19 protein-coding genes and 1 tRNA gene are annotated in these 18652 nt (G+C 71.3%); 6 read left to right on the top strand and 14 right to left on the bottom strand.

Annotated features, from left to right (window positions below):
* A partial coding sequence (locus ACYU7L_RS22900; protein ID WP_460801453.1) for an HNH endonuclease signature motif containing protein occupies nt 1-1146 on the top strand: 1146 nt, incomplete at its 5' end.
* A 158-nt stretch (nt 1147-1304) separates the two neighbouring features.
* Here ACYU7L_RS22900 and ACYU7L_RS22895 read toward each other — a convergent pair.
* Nucleotides 1305-1931, bottom strand: a complete 627-nt coding sequence (locus tag ACYU7L_RS22895; RefSeq protein WP_460801451.1) for a TetR/AcrR family transcriptional regulator — start codon at nt 1929-1931, stop codon at nt 1305-1307.
* 43 nt (nt 1932-1974) lie between these two features.
* Between ACYU7L_RS22895 and ACYU7L_RS22890 the strand changes: the two genes are divergently transcribed.
* Genes ACYU7L_RS22890 through ACYU7L_RS22880 form a run of 3 tightly spaced genes read left to right on the top strand, consistent with a single transcriptional unit; the run spans nt 1975 to nt 5200 of the window.
* A complete protein-coding gene (locus ACYU7L_RS22890; protein WP_460801449.1) occupies nt 1975-2676 on the top strand; it encodes a class II aldolase/adducin family protein in 702 nt (233 codons plus the stop codon).
* Between the two features lie 14 nt (nt 2677-2690).
* Nucleotides 2691-3542 (top strand): phosphotransferase, encoded by an 852-nt coding sequence (locus ACYU7L_RS22885; protein ID WP_460801448.1) that lies wholly within the window; start codon nt 2691-2693, stop codon nt 3540-3542.
* Nucleotides 3539-5200 (top strand): glycerol-3-phosphate dehydrogenase/oxidase, encoded by a 1662-nt coding sequence (locus tag ACYU7L_RS22880; RefSeq protein ID WP_460801446.1) that lies wholly within the window; start codon nt 3539-3541, stop codon nt 5198-5200. The genes ACYU7L_RS22885 and ACYU7L_RS22880 overlap by 4 nt, the downstream gene beginning before the upstream one ends.
* Nucleotides 5201-5275: 75 nt before the next feature.
* Here ACYU7L_RS22880 and ACYU7L_RS22875 read toward each other — a convergent pair.
* The 6 genes from ACYU7L_RS22875 to ACYU7L_RS22850 all read right to left on the bottom strand — a co-directional run bounded on the left by ACYU7L_RS22875 (nt 5276) and on the right by ACYU7L_RS22850 (nt 8524).
* Nucleotides 5276-5348 (bottom strand) — tRNA-Ala (locus ACYU7L_RS22875).
* Between the two features lie 81 nt (nt 5349-5429).
* Entirely contained in the window at nt 5430-6062 is a 633-nt protein-coding gene (locus tag ACYU7L_RS22870; RefSeq protein ID WP_460801444.1) for a histidine phosphatase family protein, read from the bottom strand.
* Entirely contained in the window at nt 6059-6439 is a 381-nt protein-coding gene (rsfS, locus tag ACYU7L_RS22865) for a ribosome silencing factor (protein WP_460801442.1), read from the bottom strand. The genes ACYU7L_RS22870 and rsfS overlap by 4 nt, the downstream gene beginning before the upstream one ends.
* Nucleotides 6436-7101 carry a nicotinate-nucleotide adenylyltransferase gene (gene nadD, locus ACYU7L_RS22860; RefSeq protein ID WP_460801751.1) on the bottom strand — a complete coding sequence of 222 codons (666 nt, stop codon included), beginning with the start codon at nt 7099-7101 and terminating at the stop codon, nt 6436-6438. Before nadD ends, rsfS begins: the two co-directional genes overlap by 4 nt.
* A complete protein-coding gene (locus ACYU7L_RS22855; RefSeq protein ID WP_460801440.1) occupies nt 7098-7253 on the bottom strand; it encodes a hypothetical protein in 156 nt (51 codons plus the stop codon). Before ACYU7L_RS22855 ends, nadD begins: the two co-directional genes overlap by 4 nt.
* A 20-nt stretch (nt 7254-7273) precedes the next feature.
* Nucleotides 7274-8524 carry a glutamate-5-semialdehyde dehydrogenase gene (locus tag ACYU7L_RS22850; RefSeq protein WP_460801438.1) on the bottom strand — a complete coding sequence of 417 codons (1251 nt, stop codon included), beginning with the start codon at nt 8522-8524 and terminating at the stop codon, nt 7274-7276.
* A gap of 130 nt (nt 8525-8654) precedes the next feature.
* Here ACYU7L_RS22850 and ACYU7L_RS22845 point away from each other — a divergent pair, with 130 nt between their 5' ends.
* A complete protein-coding gene (locus ACYU7L_RS22845) occupies nt 8655-10187 on the top strand; it encodes a lysyl oxidase family protein (RefSeq protein ID WP_460801436.1) in 1533 nt (510 codons plus the stop codon).
* 114 nt (nt 10188-10301) lie between these two features.
* On the opposite strand, the gene ACYU7L_RS22840 is transcribed toward ACYU7L_RS22845, so the two are convergent.
* The 5 genes from ACYU7L_RS22840 to ACYU7L_RS22820 form a co-directional block, all read right to left on the bottom strand.
* Complete coding sequence (locus ACYU7L_RS22840; protein ID WP_460801434.1) at nt 10302-11255, bottom strand: electron transfer flavoprotein subunit alpha/FixB family protein; 954 nt, start codon at nt 11253-11255, stop codon at nt 10302-10304.
* Between the two features lie 11 nt (nt 11256-11266).
* Nucleotides 11267-12043 carry an electron transfer flavoprotein subunit beta/FixA family protein gene (locus ACYU7L_RS22835; protein WP_460801432.1) on the bottom strand — a complete coding sequence of 259 codons (777 nt, stop codon included), beginning with the start codon at nt 12041-12043 and terminating at the stop codon, nt 11267-11269.
* 161 nt (nt 12044-12204) lie between these two features.
* The gene (locus ACYU7L_RS22830; RefSeq protein WP_460801430.1) at nt 12205-12342 is read right to left on the bottom strand and encodes a hypothetical protein; all 138 of its coding nucleotides are present in this window, start codon (nt 12340-12342) and stop codon (nt 12205-12207) included.
* A gap of 97 nt (nt 12343-12439) precedes the next feature.
* The gene (locus ACYU7L_RS22825; RefSeq protein ID WP_460801428.1) at nt 12440-12826 is read right to left on the bottom strand and encodes a hypothetical protein; all 387 of its coding nucleotides are present in this window, start codon (nt 12824-12826) and stop codon (nt 12440-12442) included.
* A 73-nt stretch (nt 12827-12899) separates the two neighbouring features.
* Complete coding sequence (locus ACYU7L_RS22820) at nt 12900-13679, bottom strand: enoyl-CoA hydratase/isomerase family protein (RefSeq protein ID WP_460801425.1); 780 nt, start codon at nt 13677-13679, stop codon at nt 12900-12902.
* 133 nt (nt 13680-13812) lie between these two features.
* Between ACYU7L_RS22820 and glgX the strand changes: the two genes are divergently transcribed.
* Nucleotides 13813-15981: a glycogen debranching protein GlgX gene (gene glgX, locus ACYU7L_RS22815; RefSeq protein ID WP_460801422.1), complete on the top strand. Its 2169-nt coding sequence runs from the start codon at nt 13813-13815 to the stop codon at nt 15979-15981.
* Between the two features lie 17 nt (nt 15982-15998).
* Here glgX and ACYU7L_RS22810 read toward each other — a convergent pair whose 3' ends face one another.
* Complete coding sequence (locus ACYU7L_RS22810; RefSeq protein WP_460801419.1) at nt 15999-16670, bottom strand: response regulator; 672 nt, start codon at nt 16668-16670, stop codon at nt 15999-16001.
* Nucleotides 16663-18636, bottom strand: coding sequence for a sensor histidine kinase (locus tag ACYU7L_RS22805; RefSeq protein ID WP_460801417.1), 1974 nt, complete (start codon nt 18634-18636; stop codon nt 16663-16665). Before ACYU7L_RS22805 ends, ACYU7L_RS22810 begins: the two co-directional genes overlap by 8 nt.
* Nucleotides 18637-18652 lie beyond the last annotated feature (16 nt).

Here is an 18652-nt window from a genome sequence, read left to right as displayed (position 1 = left end):
CGCGGTGAGCGCCGCGCCACCCTCGAGGCGCTACGTCGTGGGGATGTCTCGCCCGAGCAGGCGGCGGTGATCGTCGACGCGATCGAGCAGCTCCCCACCAACCCGCGCCTCCGCGCCGAGGCCGAAGCACTCCTCCTCGCTGAGGCCGGGGTGCTGGATGCCTCCGGGCTCGCCAAGGCAGCCCGCCACCTCATCCACGTCATCGACCCCGATCGCACCGAACGCGACCTCGAGAAAGCACTCGACCGCGAGGAACGCGCCGCCCACCTGGACCGGTTCCTGTCCATCGTCGACGACGGCGCCGGCGGCGTCCGCGTCAAAGGACGCGGGTCCGTCGAGGACGCCGCGATCCTCAAGGCAGCTCTGCTGCCGTTGACCAAACCCCAACCCGCGCTCGACTCCGGCGAAGAGAACGGCTCCGGCAACGGTGATGGCGGTTGTAGTGGTGAGGTGATCGATCCTCGCGATCATGGTGCCCGCTTGTGGGACGCGCTGATCCAGAACGCTCAGCACGGCCTGGACACCGACCAGGCGCCCGAGTGCCACGGCGCGAGACCGCGGGTGACGGTCACCATCGACTACCAAGCTCTGGTCGGCCACCTGAACCGGCATGCACCCAGCACCCTCGAGGGCGGGATCGACTGGCCACTGCTCGGCCTCGACCACACCGGCCTTGCCGCGGACCTGGTTGCCGGGCTCGGCGTCACCGACGAAGGACTCACGATGTCCGCGGCCACAGCACGGCGTCTGGCGTGCGATGCCGACATCATCCCCGTCGCACTCGGAGGCCCGAGCGAGCAGCTCGATGTCGGTAGGGCCTACCGCCTGGTCACCCCCGCCCTGTGGCGAGCCCTCGTCGTCCGCGACCGGCACTGCGCGTTCCCGGCCTGCACCCGGCCACCGGTGATGTGCCACGCCCACCACATCACCCACTGGGTCGACGGCGGCCCCACATCGTTGGACAACATGGTGCTGCTGTGCGGGCACCACCACCGCACCATCCACCACACCCCCTGGGAAGTCAGGCTCAACCCACGCGACGGGCTGCCCGAGTTCCAGGCGCCACCACGACGGCGACACCGAGACCCCGATCGGACACCAGCCCAGCCGCCCGAATGGGTCAGGCACCGACCACGCCGCGAATAGCGTCCGGTGAACACGGCGGGATCTCGACGTCGGGCGCTAGCGCGCCCTGCTCGATCAACGAGTGCCGCGCGCGCCCTGGTCGGGCGGGTCTCGACGTCGGTTGCTGCGCAACCTGCTCGACCGACGAAGGCGACGGGCGCGCGCGGCTCGGTCGACGGCTAGCTCCTCGTGAGCTGACGCAGATAGGCGCGCAGCATCTCCTTGAGCTGCTCGATCAGGACAGGGTCACCGTCTCGCTGCGAGCGGAAGGCCTCGTGCATCAGGGCATCGGCGGTCAGGAACATCGTGCGCGCCACGGCGCCTGTCGACTCGCCCTGCATGAGGACCCCCCGGGCGACGAGCAGCTCGCCCACTCGCTGTGCCATCCGCTCCTTGTGCGCCCGGGCCTCGCCAGTCGGCTCGGCCCGGCCCTCTCGCAGCGAGCGAATGCCCTCCTGATCGCGGTAGAGCCCCGCGAACGCATCCAGTGCCTCCCCCACCGGGTCCTCGGAGCCGACCGTCACCGACTCGGCGACGATGTCCTCCATCAGCGCCTCGAGTCGGGCGTGGTAGCGCGACGACAGGGCGCGCACGATGGCCTCCCGGTCGGGCAGGTAGGGATACACGGCTCCGACCGACAGCCCGGCCTGGCGAGCGACCGCGGTCAGGCTCAGGGAGTCCGGCCCGCGTTCGGCCAGCACAGTCTCGGCAGCGGCGAGCGCTCGCCTCACCTTGTCCCGGGAGCGCGTCTGGACAGGCGTGCGCGCCAGCACCACGTCGGCCAGATCGTCACTGCGCGTCGACATCGATTCCTCCAAACCAAACCAGATATTGATTTAGGCTATCAAGATGACCACCTCACCACCCCCGGGGACCGGCCCCAGAGCTGGCGAGCCCGACGTCGCAGCCGCGCGCCGCTCCGTGGCCGCAGCATCACGCCGCCTGGCTGCTGAGGGACTGCTCATCGGAACAGCCGGCAACGTGAGTCTTCGCGTCGGCGACCTGGTCGCGGTGACTGCGACCGGTGCCGTCCTCGCAGAGGCCACCGCGGACGACATCAGCGTCGTGACTCTCGACGGCACCCTCGTCCAGGGGCACCTCGCACCCACGTCGGAGCTGGACCTCCACCTGATGCTTCTGCGCCGCGAGGACTCCGGTGCAGTGGTGCACACCCACTCCCCCATGGCCACCACGCTCTCGCTGGTGCTCGACGAGCTGCCGTGCGTGCACTACCAGCAGCTGACGCTCGGCGGGGCCATCCGCGTCGCCCCCTTCGAGGTCTTCGGGTCCCCGAGCCTGGCCGCGTCGGTCGTGGCCGCGCTGGACGGCAAGCAGGCAGCCCTGATGGCCAACCACGGCTGCGTCGCGCTGGGCAGGGACCTCGACAAGGCGGTCGAGAACGCCCTGCTGCTCGAGTGGGCCTGCGGGCTCTACTGGCGAGCGATGGCTGCGGGGACACCACGGGCACTGACCGACGACCAGCAGCTCGCGGTCATCGAGGAGGCTCTGCGCACGGGCTACGGCACGACTCGACCGGCGGGGCCCCGATGAGCCCGGACGGTCCGATGAGCCCGAACGGCCCTGGCGAGGAGCGCCGGGAACCAGGCGCCCTGCTGGCGACCGGACGCAGCGCGGAGGTCCGTGCCTGGGGTGCCGACCGGGTCGTCAAGCTCTTCCTTCCCGGACATCCCGACGAGGAGATCCGCCTGGAGCAGGAGCACTGCACCGAGGCCTTCGACCTCGGTCTCACCACGGTGCGCTGCCACGGGACGGTCACGATCGGTGACCGCACGGGCCTGGTGCTCGATCGCGTGACGGGCGAGTCGCTGACCCGTGTGGCGGAGCGCAATCCGCTGCTGCTGCGCCGCTCGGCCCGGGTGCTCGCCCGGCTCCAGGCCGAGATGCACGAGCGGCACAGCGACACCCTGCCCGAGGTTCGCGAGAGCGTCGTCGCGCTGCTCGACACGCCACCCCTGGCCTTCCTCAGCGCCGAGGAGAGGACCGCTGCGGCAGAGCTGGTGCTGGCCCTGCCCGACGGGTCCAGCATCCTGCACCTCGACTTCCACTCCGAGAACGTCTTCGTCACCGCGGACGGTCGTCACGAGATCATCGACTGGCCCACCGCCCGGCGAGGCGCCCCCGCGGCCGACATCGCGGCGAGCATCTTCCTGCTGAGGGACGCCGAGCTCTGGCCGGGGACACCGCCGCTCAAGAAGCTCGTGTTCAACATCGCGCGGCGCTCACTGTGCGCGTTCTGGCTCGCGGAGTACGTCCGACTGACCGGCATGCCACGCGCCGAGATCGACCGCTGGCGCCTCCCCGCGCTGGTGCTGCGTCTCGGTCTGCTCGACGTCCCCAGCGAGCGTCAGCGTCTGGCCGCCGAGATCCGACAGCTGCTGACGGAGGTCACCCCATGACCCCGCTGCTGCTGGATCGGTTCGTCGAGCGTCTGGACGGCGAGGCGCTGAGTGTCGACGTACTCATCCTGGGTGGCGGGATCACCGGTGCCGCCATCGCCCACGAGGCGGCGAGCCGCGGCTACTCGGTGGCGCTCGTGGAGCGCGACGACTTCGGCGCCGCCACCTCCGCCGCCACCGGCAAGCTCGTCCACGGCGGCCTGCGCTACCTCAAGCACCTCGAGGTGCGCCTCGTGCGCGAGTCCCTGCGCGAGCGTCGCATCCTCAGCGAGATCGCACCCAACCTCGTCCACCCCTACCCGATCGTGCTTCCCGACGCCGGTCTCGTCGAGCACCTCGGCCTCACGGCGTACGACGTGCTCTCGCTGGACCGCAACCGGGTCCGCGATCCTGGCAAGCGGATCCCCCGACACCGCCGGATGAGCGCGGCTGAGGCGCGGGCCGCGCGGGTGGACTCCGGCCGCACGCCACTGCTCTACCACGACTGCGTGATGATCAGCCCGGAGCGGCTGACGCTCGCCTTCCTGCGCTCCGCGGCCACGAACGGCGCGCTGATCACCAACCACACCCGTGCCGAGCGGCTGCTCACCGAGCCCGCGGGCCCGGGCACCCGGGTCCTCGGCGCGGTGGTCACCGACCTCCTCGACGGACACGAGCACGAGATCCGGGCGCGGGTGGTCGTCAACGCGACGGGCCCGTGGGCCCACGACGTGCTCGCCCGTGACCCCGCCACCCGGGAGACGGCGGGGGCGCGCCCGCGGGTCCGCTCGGAGGGCATCTACCTCGTCACCCGCCAGCTCACCGACGTGATGACGCTGCACGTCACCCCGCACGGGCACTTCTCGTGTGCGCCCTGGCGCGGCCACAGCCTGATCGGACCGACCGAGAAGCCCTACACCGGACCCGTCGACGACTGGCGGCTGACCCGCCAGAGCCTGACCGAGTTCCTCGCGGTGATCAACGCGTCGTCGATGCTGCCGGTCGAGCTCGGGCTCGACGACGTCGTCTTCGCCTACGGCGGCCTGCGGCCCCTCACGGAGACCCAGACTGACGACGGGGCTGACGAAGGGGCCGACGACACCTACAACGCCTCCCGCGCCTCGGAGTACGTCGACCATGCCCGTGACGGCGTCGAGGGCCTCATCACGACCAGCGGTGGCAAGTACACGACGAGTCGGCACTTCGCCGAGCGGACCCTGCGCGCGGTCCAGCGCAAGGTCGGTCGCCCCGCCTCGCGGAGCCGGACGGCGCGGACCCCCCTCCACGGCTGCGACACCGGCCCGTTCGCGGACTACCTCGCGGCCAGCATCGCCGCAAACCCGGACTTCGCCCCCGAGACCGTGCGCTATCTGGTCCAGCATCACGGCACCGAGCACGGCGCCGTGCTGGAGCTGGCGCGCGAGGACCCCGAGCTCGCCCGGCGTCTGGACGCGGACGGCGAGCTGCTGGCCCAGGTCGTGGTCGCCACCCGCTGGGAGATGGCCCGCACCCTGCGCGACGTCATGCTGCGCCGCACCGGACTCGGCACCCTCGGACTCCCCGACGACGAGACCCTGACCGCGATCGCGTCCGTCGCCGCGCGGGAGCTGGGGTGGGACGCCGACCGGCAGGCCGCCGAGATCGACGACGTACGGCGTGCGCTCACCCTCCCCTCCTGACTCCCGGGTCGGCGAGAGGTGCGCAAATGTGCGAAGGCCGGTCCACCCGGACCGGCCTTCGTCTGCACTACGTTGTGGAGCTGAGGGGATTCGAACCCCTGACCCCCTCCATGCCATGGAGGTGCGCTACCAGCTGCGCCACAGCCCCATTGCTTCGGCCGGCTCACACCGCCCGGGCAACGAGAGAACATTAGCGGGCGACCCCCGCTCGTGTGAAATCGGGGTCCCCTCAGCGGGCCGACGGGGCTCCCAGGTTGTAGCCGGCCAGGCGCCACCGCTCGCCATACGCCGTCTCCTCGAGCACGGCTGCCGCGCAGTTGTCGAGGCCGCTGAGCGCGGCCGCGTGCCCGTCCTCGAGCCCGAGCATCGCCACGACCGTCACCTTCGTCGCGGCGCCGTGGCTGACGGCCATCGCCGTCGCTCCGGGCGCGGCTGAGGAGATCAGGTCGTCGATGGCCGCGCGCATCCGGACGACCACGGCGGACCGCTGCTCGGCACCGGGGACCACGTCATAGCGTCCGGTGCGGAAGACGGCATGCTCCTGCGGGTGCTGGGCCGCATAGTCGGCGTTGGTCGTCCCCTGGCGGATCCCGAGGTGGAACTCGCGCAGGCGCTCGTCGAGGACCGGGTCGAGCCCGGTCTCCTTCGCGACGTACGCCGTGGTCTGGCGCGCGCGGGCCAGGTCGGAGGACCAGAGCGCCGCCGGCGCGAACGACGCGAGGTACGACGCAGCCGCGGCCGCCTGGGCGTGGCCGGTCTCGTCGAGCTCGACGTCGGTCTGTCCCTGGACCCGACTCTCGGCGTTCCAGGCGGTCCGGCCGTGTCGGACGAGGACCAGCCGGCGCCCCGGCCGGGGGCTCATTCGCCGGCGGTGGGCCGGACGTCCTCGGGCAGGTCGATGACCGGGCAGTCGCGCCAGAGCCGCTCGAGGGCGTAGAACTCGCGCTCGTCCTCGTGCTGGACGTGCACGACGACGTCGCCGTAGTCGATGAGCACCCAGCGCCCGTCGCGCTCGCCCTCGCGGCGGATCGGCTTCGCTCCGAGCTCGCGCAGCTTGTCCTCCACGGCGTCGACGACCGCCTTGACCTGGCGGTCGTTGCTCGCGGAGGCGATGAGGAAGGCGTCGGTGATCGTGAGCTGCTCGCTCACGTCGAAGGCGACGATCTTGACTGCCTGCTTGTCGGAGGCGGCGCTGGCGGCGGCGCGCACGAGCTCGAGGGCGTGGTCGGTGGCTGTCATGGTGCTACTCCTTGGACCGTCCCGGGAACGGAGTCCGGCCCGGGATAGAGATCGTGCTTGGCGATGTACTGGACGACACCGTCGGGGACGAGGTACCAGACCGGCTCGCCGCGCTGCTTGCGCGCTCGGCAGTCGGTGGAGGAGATCGCCAGGGCCGGGATCTCGACCATCGTCACGCGGTCCTCGGGGATCGTTCCGAGCGTGTGCTCGTCCATGGTGTAGCCGGGGCGCGTGCAGCCCACGAAGTTGGCGAGCTCGAAGAGCTCGGAGGCGTCACGCCAGGTGAAGATCTCCGCGAGGGCGTCGACACCGGTGATGAAGTAGAGCTCGTCCTGCGGCCGCTGGGCGTGCAGGTCGCGCAGGGTGTCGATGGTGTACGTCGGGCCCTTGCGGTCGATGTCGACCCGGGACACCGTGAAGCGCGGGTTGGCGGCGGTCGCGATGACCGTCATCAGGTAGCGATGCTCCGCCGGCGAGACCTCGCGGTGCGACTTCTGATACGGGTCACCGGTCGGCACGAAGACGACCTCGTCGAGGCCGAACCACGCCTGCACCTCCGAGGCGGCCACGAGGTGCCCATGGTGGATGGGATCGAAGGTGCCGCCCATCACGCCCACCCGCCGGCGCACCGGCCCGGGGATCCCCGTGGCTGACACGCTCAGCTGTGCTCGCGCCCCGCGCCGAAGGCGAGCAGGCCGAGCAGCATCGCCATCAGGATCAGGAACGTGATCAGCCCGATCACGTAGGGGCTCACCGCGGGGTCGCCGTGCTCGCTCGACTCAGCGGCGAGAAGGGTCAGGTCACTCAGCGTCATAAGGCCACACCCTACCGGTCTCAGCGGACATGACCGTCCCCGGTCACGACGTACTTGGTCGAGGTCATCTCGGGCAGCCCCATCGGTCCGCGGGCGTGGAGCTTCTGGGTGCTGATGCCGATCTCGGCGCCGAAGCCGAACTCCCCGCCGTCGGTGAAGCGGGTGGAGGCGTTGACGAGCACCGCCGCGGAGTCGACGGCCGCGACGAAGCGGCGGGCGGCGCTCTGGTCCTCGGTGACGATCGCCTCGCTGTGCTGGCTGGAGTAGCGGCGGATGTGCGCCACCGCGTCGTCGAGATCGTCGACGACCGCGGCCGAGATGTCGAGGGAGAGGTACTCCTCGGCGTAGTCCTCGTCGGTCGCCGGCTCCACGTCGTCGTACTCCGCGAAGCGCTCGTCTCCGTGGATGCGCACGCCGTGCTCCTGCAGCGCCTCGATCACCGTCGGGAGGAACTCGTCGGCGATGTCGGCGTGCACCAGCAGCGACTCCGCGGCGTTGCACACGCTGCTGCGCTGGGTCTTGGCGTTGACCACGATCGCCAGCGCCTTGTCGAGGTCGGCCGCGCGGTCGACGTAGACGTGGCAGTTGCCGACGCCCGTCTCGATGACCGGCACCGTCGACTCCTCGACGACGCTGCGGATCAGGCCGGCTCCGCCACGCGGGATGAGTACGTCGACGAGCCCGCGGGCACGCATCAGCGTCTTGACGCTGTCGTGGGTGTCGCCCGGGACGAGCTGGACGACGTCCGGGTCCAAGCCGGTCCCCTCCGCTGCGGCACGGAGCACGTCCACGATGGCGGCGTTGCTGGACCGAGCGCTCGAGCTGCCGCGCAGCAGCACCGCGTTGCCCGACTTCAGGCAGATGCCGGCCGCGTCGGCCGTGACGTTGGGTCGGGCCTCGTAGATGATGCCGACGACCCCGAACGGCACGCGGACCTGGCGCAGCTCCAGCCCGTTGGCGAGCGTGCTGCCGCGCACGACCTCCCCCACCGGGTCCGGCAGGCCGGCGACGTCGCGCAGCCCCTGGGCCATCGCCTCCAGCCGCTCGTCGGTGAGCCGCAGCCGGTCGACGATGTTGGCCGGTGTGGCGTTGACCTCGGCGCGGGCGACGTCCTCTCCGTTGGCCCGGAGGATCGTCGGCGCGTGCTCCACCAGGGCCGTGGTCATGGCGTGCAGCGCCCGGTCCTTCTGGGCCCGGGTGGCGATGGCCAGGCCGTGGGAGGCCTCACGGGCCCGCTCGGCAGCCTCGATGACGTCCTGCGCAGTCGACATGTCAGGAGGGTAGTGCGTCCCTGCGCAAGATCTCACGGCGTCTCGTGAGAAGTGCGAGCCTCCGACAGGCAACGAAACCGGGCCCCGGTGCGTCACAGTCAGCAGCAACCATCATCGAAGGGATGTCTCCGTGCGCCGTCCACTCCTCACGATCGCCACCAGCCTGGCGATCGCCGCCTCCACCGCTCTGGTCGGGACCGGCGCCAGCGGGGCGTCCGCGGCTGCCGGCTCCACGGCCGCCACCTCCCCCTTCAGCCTGACCCGGGCCGCCCCCGACGCCACCGCAGGGCCGCCGGCGACCCTCTGGGCGCCGCACAAGGTGACCGCCGAGGCATCGGGCAAGCGGGTCTGGGTCGACCTCGGGGTCCGCCTGGTCGCCGGCTCGGCCCCGTTCGAGCTGCGCTCGACGCGTGCGTCGTACTCCGATCCGATCGTCACGACGTGGCACTCGCCCGACGGGCCTGTGGAGCTGCCCGGCGTGAGGATGAAGAACTTCAACGGCCGTCTCCCCGGGATGGTCCGCCTCGTCATCCGCGATCGCAGGGGCACCGTGGTGCACCGCGAGACGCGAGGCGGCTGCCTGAACAGCTGGAGCACCGAGCGGGTGCGACCCGACGCGCCGGCCCGCTCCCCCTACCCGCAGAGCTGCTACGGGAGCCTCTACAGCCTCGGCGCGGTCCAGGGCGTCCAGACCGGCTGGGCCTCCCCGCTGAGCGACTCCGGGCGGCGGCTCCCCCTGAAGCCCGGGACCTACCAGGTCACCGCTTCGCTGGGCGCGGCGTATGCGGGCCCGCTCGGGCTCACACCGGCGCAGTCCCAGCGCACGATCTCACTGGTCGTGCGTCGCGCCGACCACGACGGTGACGGGCACGCCCACGGCCGCACCGCCCGGCCCGACGGTGCACCGAGCGCCCCGTCCCCGGTCCCCGCGGCGAAGGAGCCGACCAGCCGGGCCGCCGGGGAGCCCGGAGACGTGTCCCCCGACCTGCGCTCGCTGCCCGCCTTCGGGATCCGGGTCTCGCGCAACGGTGACTTCCTGCAGTTCTCGGCGACGGTCTGGAACGCCGGCAACAGCCCGCTCGTGGTCGACGGCTTCCGCCGCGAGGGCGAGGACCTGATGGACGGCTACCAGTACTTCTTCGACAGCGACGGTGAGCAGACCGGCTACCAGAAGGTGGGGCAGCTGCACTGGCACGACGCTCCGACCCACCAGCACTGGCACTTCCTTGACTTCGCGCGCTACAGCCTGCTGCGCGCCGACAGGACCGAGGCCGTCCGCTCGCGCAAGCAGTCCTTCTGCCTGGCCAACACCGACATGGTCAACTACACCGTGCCCGGGGCCGACTGGCAGCCGGACCGGACCGACCTCGACACGGCCTGTGGCGAGCAGACCTCGCTCTCGATCCGGGAGGTGCTGTCCGCCGGCTCGGGCGACACCTACATGCAGTACCGCGCCGGTCAGTCGTTCAACCTGCGCGCGCTTCCCAACGGCGTCTACCACATCGCCGTCGAGGGCAACCCGATGCAGCGGCTGGTCGAGTCCGACCTGACCAACAACCTCGCGCTGCGCAGGATCCGGATCGGCGGCAAGCCCGGGGCGCGCACCGTGAAGGTGAGCAAGGTCGGCATCATCGACGAGCCCGCCGAGGAGCGGGGCCGCTGAGGAGAGGGGCCGCTGAGGAGAGGGGCCGCTGAGGCGCCTCTCGAACGCAGCGACGCCGCGTCGCCCCCGAGGGGGCGGCGCGGCGTCGTCGTTGGTGCGGGGTGTGGAAGCGGGTCAGCCCTTGCGCTGGTTGACCTGCTCGGTGGCGGCCGGGAGGACCGAGTGCAGGTCTCCCACCACGCCGAAGTCGACCAGCTCGAAGATCGGGGCCTCTTCGTCCTTGTTGACGGCCACGATCGTCTTCGAGGTCTGCATGCCGGCGCGGTGCTGGATCGCACCGGAGATGCCGTTGGCGACGTAGAGCTGCGGCGACACCGTCTTGCCGGTCTGGCCGACCTGGAAGGTGTGCGGCATCCAGCCCGAGTCGACCGCGGCGCGCGAGGCGCCGACGGCTGCGCCGAGCGAGTCGGCGAAGGCCTCGATCGGCTCGAAGTTGCCGCCGGTGCCACGCCCACCGGAGACCACGATCGCGGCCTCGGTGAGCTCCGGGCGACCGGTCGCCTGGCGGGGCTGCGAGGCGATGATCTGCGCAGTCTTCGCGGCGTCGGAGATCGTCGGTGCGAACTCCTCGACCGTGCCGGCGCCGGCGGTCTCCTCGGGAGCCGCCGAGTTGGGCTTGACCGTGATGATCGGCGTGCCCTGGGTGACCTTGGCGGTCACCGTGTAGTTGCCGGCGAACACCGACTGGGTGGTGACCGGGCCGGGCTGCACGTCGACCGCGTCGGTGATGATGCCCGAGTTGAGCTTGATCGCGAGGCGGCCGGCGATCTCCTTGCCCTCGTAGGAGGAGGAGATCAGGACCGCGGCAGCAGAGGACTTCTCGGCCAGCTGCTGCAGCGTCTCGGCCTTGGGAGCGACGAGGTAGCCCTTGATCTGCGCGTCGTCGACCGAGTAGATCTTCTCGGCGCCGTACTTCTTGAGGTTGTCGGCTGCGGCACCCGCCTGGTCGGCGGAGCCGATGAAGACGGCCGAGGGCTCGCCGAGGCGGCGCGCGATCGTCAGCAGCTCGTAGGTGGGCTTGCGGACAGCCCCGTCGACATGGTCGACCAGAACCAGAATCTCAGACATTCGAGGCTCCTCTAGATGAACTTCTTGGAGGCGAGGAAGTCGGTGAGCGCCTTGGCGCCCGAGCCGTCCTCGTCGGTGACGATCTCGCCGGCGGTGCGCGGCGGGCGGGCCGCGGTGTCCTCGACGGCGGTCCAGGCGACGGAGAGCCCGACCTGGCCGGCGTCGACACCGATGTCGGAGAGCGACAGCGTCTCGAGCGGCTTCTTCTTGGCGGCCATGATGCCCTTGAAGGACGGGTAGCGCGCCTCGCCGGTCTGGTCGGTCACCGAGAGGATCAGCGGCATGGTGCCCCCGATGACCTCGGTGGCGGTGTCGCCGTCGCGCTTGACGCGGACCTCCTTGCCCTGGGTCTCGACGACCGAGGCGAAGGTGACCTGCGGCAGGTTCAGCCGCTCGGCGAGCATCGCCGGGACGACGCTGCCGGAGGCGTCGGTGCTCGCCATGCCGCAGACCACGAGGTCCACGGGCGTCTCGGCACCGAGCTTCTCGATGGCCTTGGCCAGCACCAGCGACGTGGCGACGTAGTCGGAGCCCGCGATGGCCTCGTCGGACACGAGGACTCCCTTGTCGGCACCCATCTGGAGGGCCTTGCGGACAGCGTCCACAGCCTTCTCCGGGCCGATGCAGAGCGCGGTGACCTCGGCTCCCTCGTTCTTCTCCTTCAGCTGCAGGGCCTGCTCGACGGCGTACTCGTCAAGCTCGGACAGCAGCCCGTCGACGCTCACGCGGTCGACGGTGTTGTCGGACTCGAAATGCCGGTCCGCCGTGGCGTCCGGGACGTGCTTCACACAGACAACAATGTTCATGGTGGTGTGGCCGGTACGGCCCCTCCTGTGCGCTCGATGTGTTGTGCGAGGTTACTAGGTGGTCGTCCGAGGCAGAACCGGACGACCGCGTGTGGTCAGTCACAGCGATACTGTCACGAACCGAGGGGCCGTACCGCGCCGTCCTAGCGGACGGTCACCTTGGCGAGACCCTTGGAGCCCTGGACGTTCTGCGAGCCCTGGTAGGTCGCGATGACCTGGTACTTGCCCTTCTTCGTGACCTTCTTGAAGGTGACCTTGGCGGAGCCGGAGGCGCCGGTCACCCCAGTTGTCACTCCCTGTGACCGGCGTCTCGCAGGTTAGCGGTCCCTAACCCGGCTGGGAAGACCCGAGTTCCACCGCTGGGATTCGCCTCCAGCGTCAGGGGCGCAGCAGCTTGTCGAACAGCTTGCCGATCACCAGCCACGCGACGGCCCCGATCCCCCAGTTCACCAGAGCGTTGAGCGTCTCGGCGTTCTCCCCGGTGAACTCCTTGACGCCGTCCTCGCGGGCGAAGATGCCCAAGTCCACGAGGTCGGCGCCGTCGAGCACGAAGGCGACCAGCGTGTTGTCCTCGTTGGCCCCCAGCGCGATGCACAGCGCACCGACGGCGAGGAAGAGCGCGCAGACGACACACACCAGCCAGGCCAGCTGGGCGAGCGCCGAGCGGACGCCATCCGGGCTGAGGTCGCGCTTGCCCCGCTTCTTCTTGCCGGCTGCCTTGTCCGTCTTCTCGGCTTCTTCCTTCTGGGCCACTGCATTCCTCATCCGTCGTCGCGGCGAGCCTCCCGTCGGGCTCGCTCGATGCGTCATCGAAGCCGACAGGGGCTGCCTTGGCTAGTCACCGTCCCACGAAAGTGGCCTTGCCCGGCCCCTTCTCCATGAACGACTCCATGCCGATGGTGCGGTCCTCGGTGGCGAAGAGCGCGGCGAACTGCTGACGCTCGATGGCCAGCCCCGTCTCCAGGTCGACCTCGAGGCCCTGGTCGATCGACTCCTTGGCCGCGCGGACGGCGTACGTCGCGGCGCCGACGAACTGACGCGCCCACGCCAGCGCCTCGTCGTACACCTCGGCGGCGGGGACCACCCGGTCGACCAGACCGATGGCCAGCGCCTCGTCCGCCTTGACGAACCGGCCGGTGAGGACCAGGTCCTTGGCCTTGCTGGGGCCCACCAGACGCGAGAGGCGCTGGGTGCCGCCGGCTCCGGGGATGATGCCCAGCAGGATCTCGGGCTGCCCCAGCGTCGCGTTGTCGGCCGCGAAGCGGACGTCCGCGCACAGGGCCAGCTCGCACCCACCGCCGAGGGCGTAGCCGGTGATGGCCGCGACGACCGGCTTCGGGATCTGGGCGACCGCGGAGAAGGCGGACTGCAGCCCCCCGGAGCGCTTGATCATGTCGGTGTGCGACATGTCGGCCATCTCCTTGATGTCCGCCCCGGCGGCGAAGACCCGTTCGCCGCCGTAGATCACGACGGCCTTGACGTCGTCACGGGTCGTCGCCTCGGCCGCCGCGGCCCGAATCTCCTCCTGCACCTGGGCGTCGAGGGCGTTCATCTTCGGCCGGTCCAGACGCAGCGTCGCCACGCCGTCCTCGACCTCGAGTCGGACGAACTCACCCATGCTCAACACCTCACTGATCGTGGTCTCGTCCGGCGGCTGCGCCGGCCCACGCCGCATTGTGCCCGAGCGGGGACGGCGCTGTAAGGGGGCCTGGAGAGGGGGCGAAGTGGATGAATCGTGGATCATGGGCCGGGTGACCCCCGGAATGTGGACCTACGAAGGACAGACAACAGGCGTCTGGCCTGGACACCACCACCCCCTGGGCGCCACCTGGTCGGAGGAGTCGACGAACTTCGCCGTCTATGCGCCCGACGCCACCCACGTGTGGCTGTGCGTGTTCCACGAGCTCGACATCGAGATGCGCTTCTCGCTCACCGAGCAGTCGCTGGGCATCTGGCACGGCGCGCTGCCCGGGGTCGCCCCCGGCACCCGCTACGGCTTCCGCGCCGACGGTCCGTGGAACCCCTCCCAGGGGCTGCGCTTCAACCCCGCGCAACTGCTGCTCGACCCCTACGGTCGCGCCGTGTGCGGCGACGTCACGCCCCACCCGGCCATCTACGCCCACCGCCTCGACGACCCGGCCAAGCCCGAGACCACCGACTCCGCGCCGTACGTCGCGCGCAGCGTCGTGGTGGACGAGCGGTTCGACTGGGCCGGCGACCGGCCGCTTCGCCGGCGCTGGTCCGACACGGTCGTCTACGAGCTCCACGTGAAGGGGATGACCGCCCTGCACGACCAGGTGCCCGCGGAGCTGCGCGGCACCTACGCGGGACTCGCCTCCCCCGCGGTCATCGACTACCTCCTCGACCTCGGCGTCACCGCCGTCGAGCTGCTCCCGGTCCACCAGTTCTTCTCCGAGCCCTGGCTGGCCGAGAAGGGGCTGGGCAACTACTGGGGCTACAACAGCCTGGGCTTCTTCGCGCCCCACAACGCCTACTCCGCCTCGGGCGACCGCGGGGAGCAGGTCCGCGAGTTCAAGGAGATGGTCAAGGCCTTCCACGCCGCCGGGCTCGAGGTCATCCTCGACGTGGTCTACAACCACACGGCCGAGGCGGGTCCCGTCGGCCCCTCGCTGAGCTTCCGCGGGCTCGACGATCGGGGCTCCTACCGGCGCCTCCTCCCGAGCCTCGCCGACCTGGCGGCCGGCGGCCCCATCTTCGACGACACCTACTGGGACGTCACCGGCTGCGGCAACACCGTGGACACCTCCAACCCGCAGGTGCTGCGCCTGATCCTGGACTCGCTGCGCTACTGGGTCGAGGAGATGCACGTCGACGGCTTCCGCTTCGACCTGCTGCCGGCCCTGACCCGGACCGGCTACGACGTGGACATGAACTGCCACCTCCTGACCACCATCGGCCAGGACCCCGTGCTGCGTGACGTGAAGCTGATCGCCGAGCCGTGGGACGCCTCCGCCGAGGGCTACCGGGTCGGCGAGTTCCCTCCGCCGTGGATGGAGTGGAACGACCGGTACCGCGACACCATGCGCGACTACTGGCGGGGCGTGACCCCCGGTGTGCGCGCCGTCGCGACCCGGCTGGCCGGCTCCTCGGACCTGTACGCCGACGACGGGCGCTCGCCGTACGCCTCGGTCAACTTCGTCACCGCCCACGACGGCTTCACGGTGCGCGACCTGGTGTCCTACGACCACAAGCACAACGAGGCCAACGGCGAGGACAACCGCGACGGCACTGACAACAACCGCTCGTGGAACCACGGGGTCGAGGGCGAGACCGACGACCCGGGCATCCGCGCCCTGCGCCGGCGCCAGGCGGCCAACCTGATGGCGACGCTGTGTTTGTCAGCCGGTGTTCCGATGGTCACCGCGGGCGATGAGCGGGGCCGCACGCAGCGCGGCAACAACAACGCCTACAGCCAGGACAACGAGATCTCCTGGATCGACTGGAGTGCGGACGACGCCTGGCTCGACGTGCACGAGGTCACCCGGACCGCGCTGCGGCTGCGCCGCGCGCACCCGGCGCTGCGCCAGCGGCACTGGTTCGAGGGAAGGCCCGCGATCCTCGGGGGCCCGAAGGACCTCGCCTGGCTGCACCCGAGCGGCCGGGAGATGAGCGGTGGCGACTGGCAGGACGACTCGCTCGACGTGGTCGGCATGTTCGTGTCCGGGTCGCCGCTGCGCGCGCCCGGATCCCACGGCGAGCAGCTGCACGACAAGTCGTTCATGGTGTGGCTGAACGCCGGCGCCGAGCCGGTCAAGCTCCACCTGCCCGAGAACGACTGGGTCCAGGCGGGTGAGGTCGTGCTCTCGACCGACCCCGACGTGGCGGTGGGAACGCCGCTGCGTGCCGGGGAGTGGCTCGTCGTCGGACCGCGCTCGACGGTGCTCCTGCGCGAGATGTGAGCCGTCACCCGTCCGGGTCAGTCACGCCCCAGTCCCTGCTCCCGGGCGCGCAGCAGCGCGGCGGCGCGGTCCGCGGCTCCGATCTTGGTCAGCACGTTCGAGACGTGGTTGCGCACGGTCTTCGGGCTCAGCACCAGCCGGCGCGAGATCGTCGCGTTGTCGAAGCCGCGGGCCAGCAGGTCCAGGACTTCGCGCTCGCGGTCGGTCAGCTCGGGGAAGGGCACCCGCGCGGCCGTGCGCCCGCCGAGCAGCACCGACATGGCCCGCGCCGCGACCTTGGGGCCGAGGATGACCTCGCCGTTGGCCACCGCCCGGACCGCGCGCTCGACCTCGTCGGGGGTGGCGGACTTGAGCAGGTAGCCACGAGCGCCCGCCCTGACCGCGGCGACCACGGACTCGTCGTCCTCCTGCATCGTGACCACCAGCACCTTCAGGTCGGGCATGCGGCGGACCAGGTCCCGGGTGGCCTCGATGCCAGAACCCTCCCCCAGGCGAAGATCCATCAGCACGACGTCGACACGGGCGTCCACCACCGCGTGGGCCTCCTCGACCGTGGTCGCCTGGGCGACGACCTCGAACCCGGGCAGGGATCCGAGCAGTCCCACCATGCCGAGCCGGAAGACCGGGTGGTCGTCCACGACGGCGACTCGCAGCCGATCGACGGTGCTGTCCTGGGTCTCCTCAGTCATGCGCCACCTCCCGCCAGGGCAGGTCGGCGTGCACCCGCGTCCCTCCGCCCGGGTCCGACCCGACGCTGACGGTGCCGCCCTGCTCGGCGGCACGCTCGGCCATCGACCGTGTGCCGACACCGGCCCGGGAACCCTCGACGATGCCGGGACCGTCGTCTCGCACGGTGAGCCCCAGCCCGTGGTCGTCGACCCGGCTGGTGATCCAGCAGTGACGGGCCCCCGCGTGCCGTACGACGTTGACCACCGCCTCCACGGCGATCCCGTAGGCCGCGGCCGCCAGCGGTCCGGGCAGGTCGTCCGCGGGGTCGGCATCCACCGACACACGCAGCTCGCTTCCGTCGTACCTGGCCGCCAGCTCGTGCAGCGCGGCGCCCAGGCCCAGCTCCTCCAGCACCGGGGGCAGCAGATGGTGGGAGAGCTCGCGCACGGCACTCACCCGCTCGTCGAGCTCACCTTGGAGGGCGTCGAGGAGCTCCCCGGCGGTGGCCGGGTCGGTGGCGATGAGGTTGCGGGCGCCCTGCAGGCCCAGCCGCAGCCCCGCGAGGGAGGGGCCGAGCCCGTCATGGATCTCGCGGCGGATGAGTCGTCGCTCCTCCAGCCGCGCGCTGCCCAGGCGCTCGCGCAGCCGGGCGACGTCGCGCGCCGCCTCCACGACGGCGACGGCCCCGGCGACGACGGCCGACAGCTCAGCCAGGGTCCGCTCGCCCCGCGACCCCAGCGCCTCCCCCGCCGGCATCGTCACCTCCAGCAGACCCACCTCGGCGCCCCGGTGCCGCAGGGGCACCACATGGCTCGGCGGAGCGTCTGTCCTGTCGGCGCCCGCACGGAGCGGATCCGGAGTGCCCCACCGGGCCAGCGGCCCGTCGGCCCCGACGACCGTCACCGACTCCAGTCGCATGGAGCGGCCCAGGTCCTCGGCCAGGTCCGCCAGGAGCTGGTCGACGCTGCCCTGGCGTCCGAGCTGGGAGCCCAGCCGACGTACGACGTGCGCGGGATCGGCGGCCGTCCCGTAGACGAGCCGGTGCACGCGGCCCCCCAGCCACAGGCGTGCGGGCTGGACCGCGACGGCGACCGCCCCTGCTCCGAGGACGTGGGCGACGCCCCCGCCGGGGAGCACCTGCTCGAACAGCATCGTGACCACGAGGTAGAGCGCGAGCAGGACCACCGTCATCAGCCCGGCCAGCACCGCCCGACTCACCACGAGGTCGAGGCCCCACATCCTGCCGCGCAGCACCGCCACCATGACAGCGGCCGGGAAGACGGCCTGGGAGGCGAGGTGCAGCACGGGGGTGGGCCAGACGGGCAGGCCCAGGGAGGGCGGCAGCAGCAGCGGAACGAACGACACCGCCATCACCAGGGTGCCGAGCGCCAGCCAGCCGAGCCCGTTGCGCTCCTGGACCGGCCCGCGCCGTCGTCGCAGCTCGACCGCCGCGGCCGTCACCAACCCGAGCGGGATCGAGACCACCAGCGCGATGCCGACCACCGGGTCGATGCCGAGGGCCGCGCCGACCGTCATGATCACGACGAGCCCCGTCCCCGCGGCCAGCCCCCAGCGGGCCCGACCCAGCGGATGGTCGCGCACGAGCCACGGCACGATCAGGAAGATCGCCATCGTGCCCGGCACCCAGGCGGTGGAGTTGATCGCGTCCAGGGCCCACGGCAACGACCCGCCGCCCCGCTCGGCCCACCAGGCCTCTCCCGCGTACCCGAGGGCCGCGAGCCCGCCCCCGATCGCCGTGAGCCCGAGGATCCACGCGACGGGGTGGGCTCGGCGCCCCAGGGTGACCGCGGTGACGGTTCCGTAGACGCAGGCCACCGTGACATCGACGAGGAAGAACCACAGGTTCTCGTCGAGGCGTGGGCCGACCACCGCGAGCACGCACGAGGAGAGCGCGGCCAGGCCCCACGCAGTCGCGGCGACAGCCGCGGCCGCGCGGGGCCTGGTCGGAGCGTGCATCCCCTCCATGGGGCGAGAATCTATC

Source organism: Nocardioides pacificus (assembly GCF_054775955.1).
Note: the sequence above shows the minus strand (reverse complement) of the source record. Positions and strands in the feature narration are given on the sequence as shown.

Excerpts from the sequence above, each read along its gene's own strand:
- ACYU7L_RS22890 (WP_460801449.1), top strand. The coding sequence starts at position 1,975 with ATGACCACCTCACCACCCCCGGGGACCGGCCCCAGAGCTGGCGAGCCC.
- ACYU7L_RS22870 (WP_460801444.1), bottom strand. The coding sequence starts at position 6,062 with ATGAGCCCCCGGCCGGGGCGCCGGCTGGTCCTCGTCCGACACGGCCGG.
- ACYU7L_RS22820 (WP_460801425.1), bottom strand. The coding sequence starts at position 13,679 with ATGGGTGAGTTCGTCCGACTCGAGGTCGAGGACGGCGTGGCGACGCTG.
- ACYU7L_RS22855 (WP_460801440.1), bottom strand. The coding sequence starts at position 7,253 with ATGACGCTGAGTGACCTGACCCTTCTCGCCGCTGAGTCGAGCGAGCAC.
- ACYU7L_RS22840 (WP_460801434.1), bottom strand. The coding sequence starts at position 11,255 with ATGTCTGAGATTCTGGTTCTGGTCGACCATGTCGACGGGGCTGTCCGC.
- ACYU7L_RS22885 (WP_460801448.1), top strand. The coding sequence starts at position 2,691 with ATGAGCCCGAACGGCCCTGGCGAGGAGCGCCGGGAACCAGGCGCCCTG.
- ACYU7L_RS22880 (WP_460801446.1), top strand. The coding sequence starts at position 3,539 with ATGACCCCGCTGCTGCTGGATCGGTTCGTCGAGCGTCTGGACGGCGAG.
- ACYU7L_RS22810 (WP_460801419.1), bottom strand. The coding sequence starts at position 16,670 with ATGACTGAGGAGACCCAGGACAGCACCGTCGATCGGCTGCGAGTCGCC.
- ACYU7L_RS22825 (WP_460801428.1), bottom strand. The coding sequence starts at position 12,826 with ATGAGGAATGCAGTGGCCCAGAAGGAAGAAGCCGAGAAGACGGACAAG.
- ACYU7L_RS22850 (WP_460801438.1), bottom strand. The coding sequence starts at position 8,524 with ATGTCGACTGCGCAGGACGTCATCGAGGCTGCCGAGCGGGCCCGTGAG.
- rsfS (WP_460801442.1), bottom strand. The coding sequence starts at position 6,439 with ATGACAGCCACCGACCACGCCCTCGAGCTCGTGCGCGCCGCCGCCAGC.
- ACYU7L_RS22805 (WP_460801417.1), bottom strand. The coding sequence starts at position 18,636 with ATGGAGGGGATGCACGCTCCGACCAGGCCCCGCGCGGCCGCGGCTGTC.
- ACYU7L_RS22895 (WP_460801451.1), bottom strand. The coding sequence starts at position 1,931 with ATGTCGACGCGCAGTGACGATCTGGCCGACGTGGTGCTGGCGCGCACG.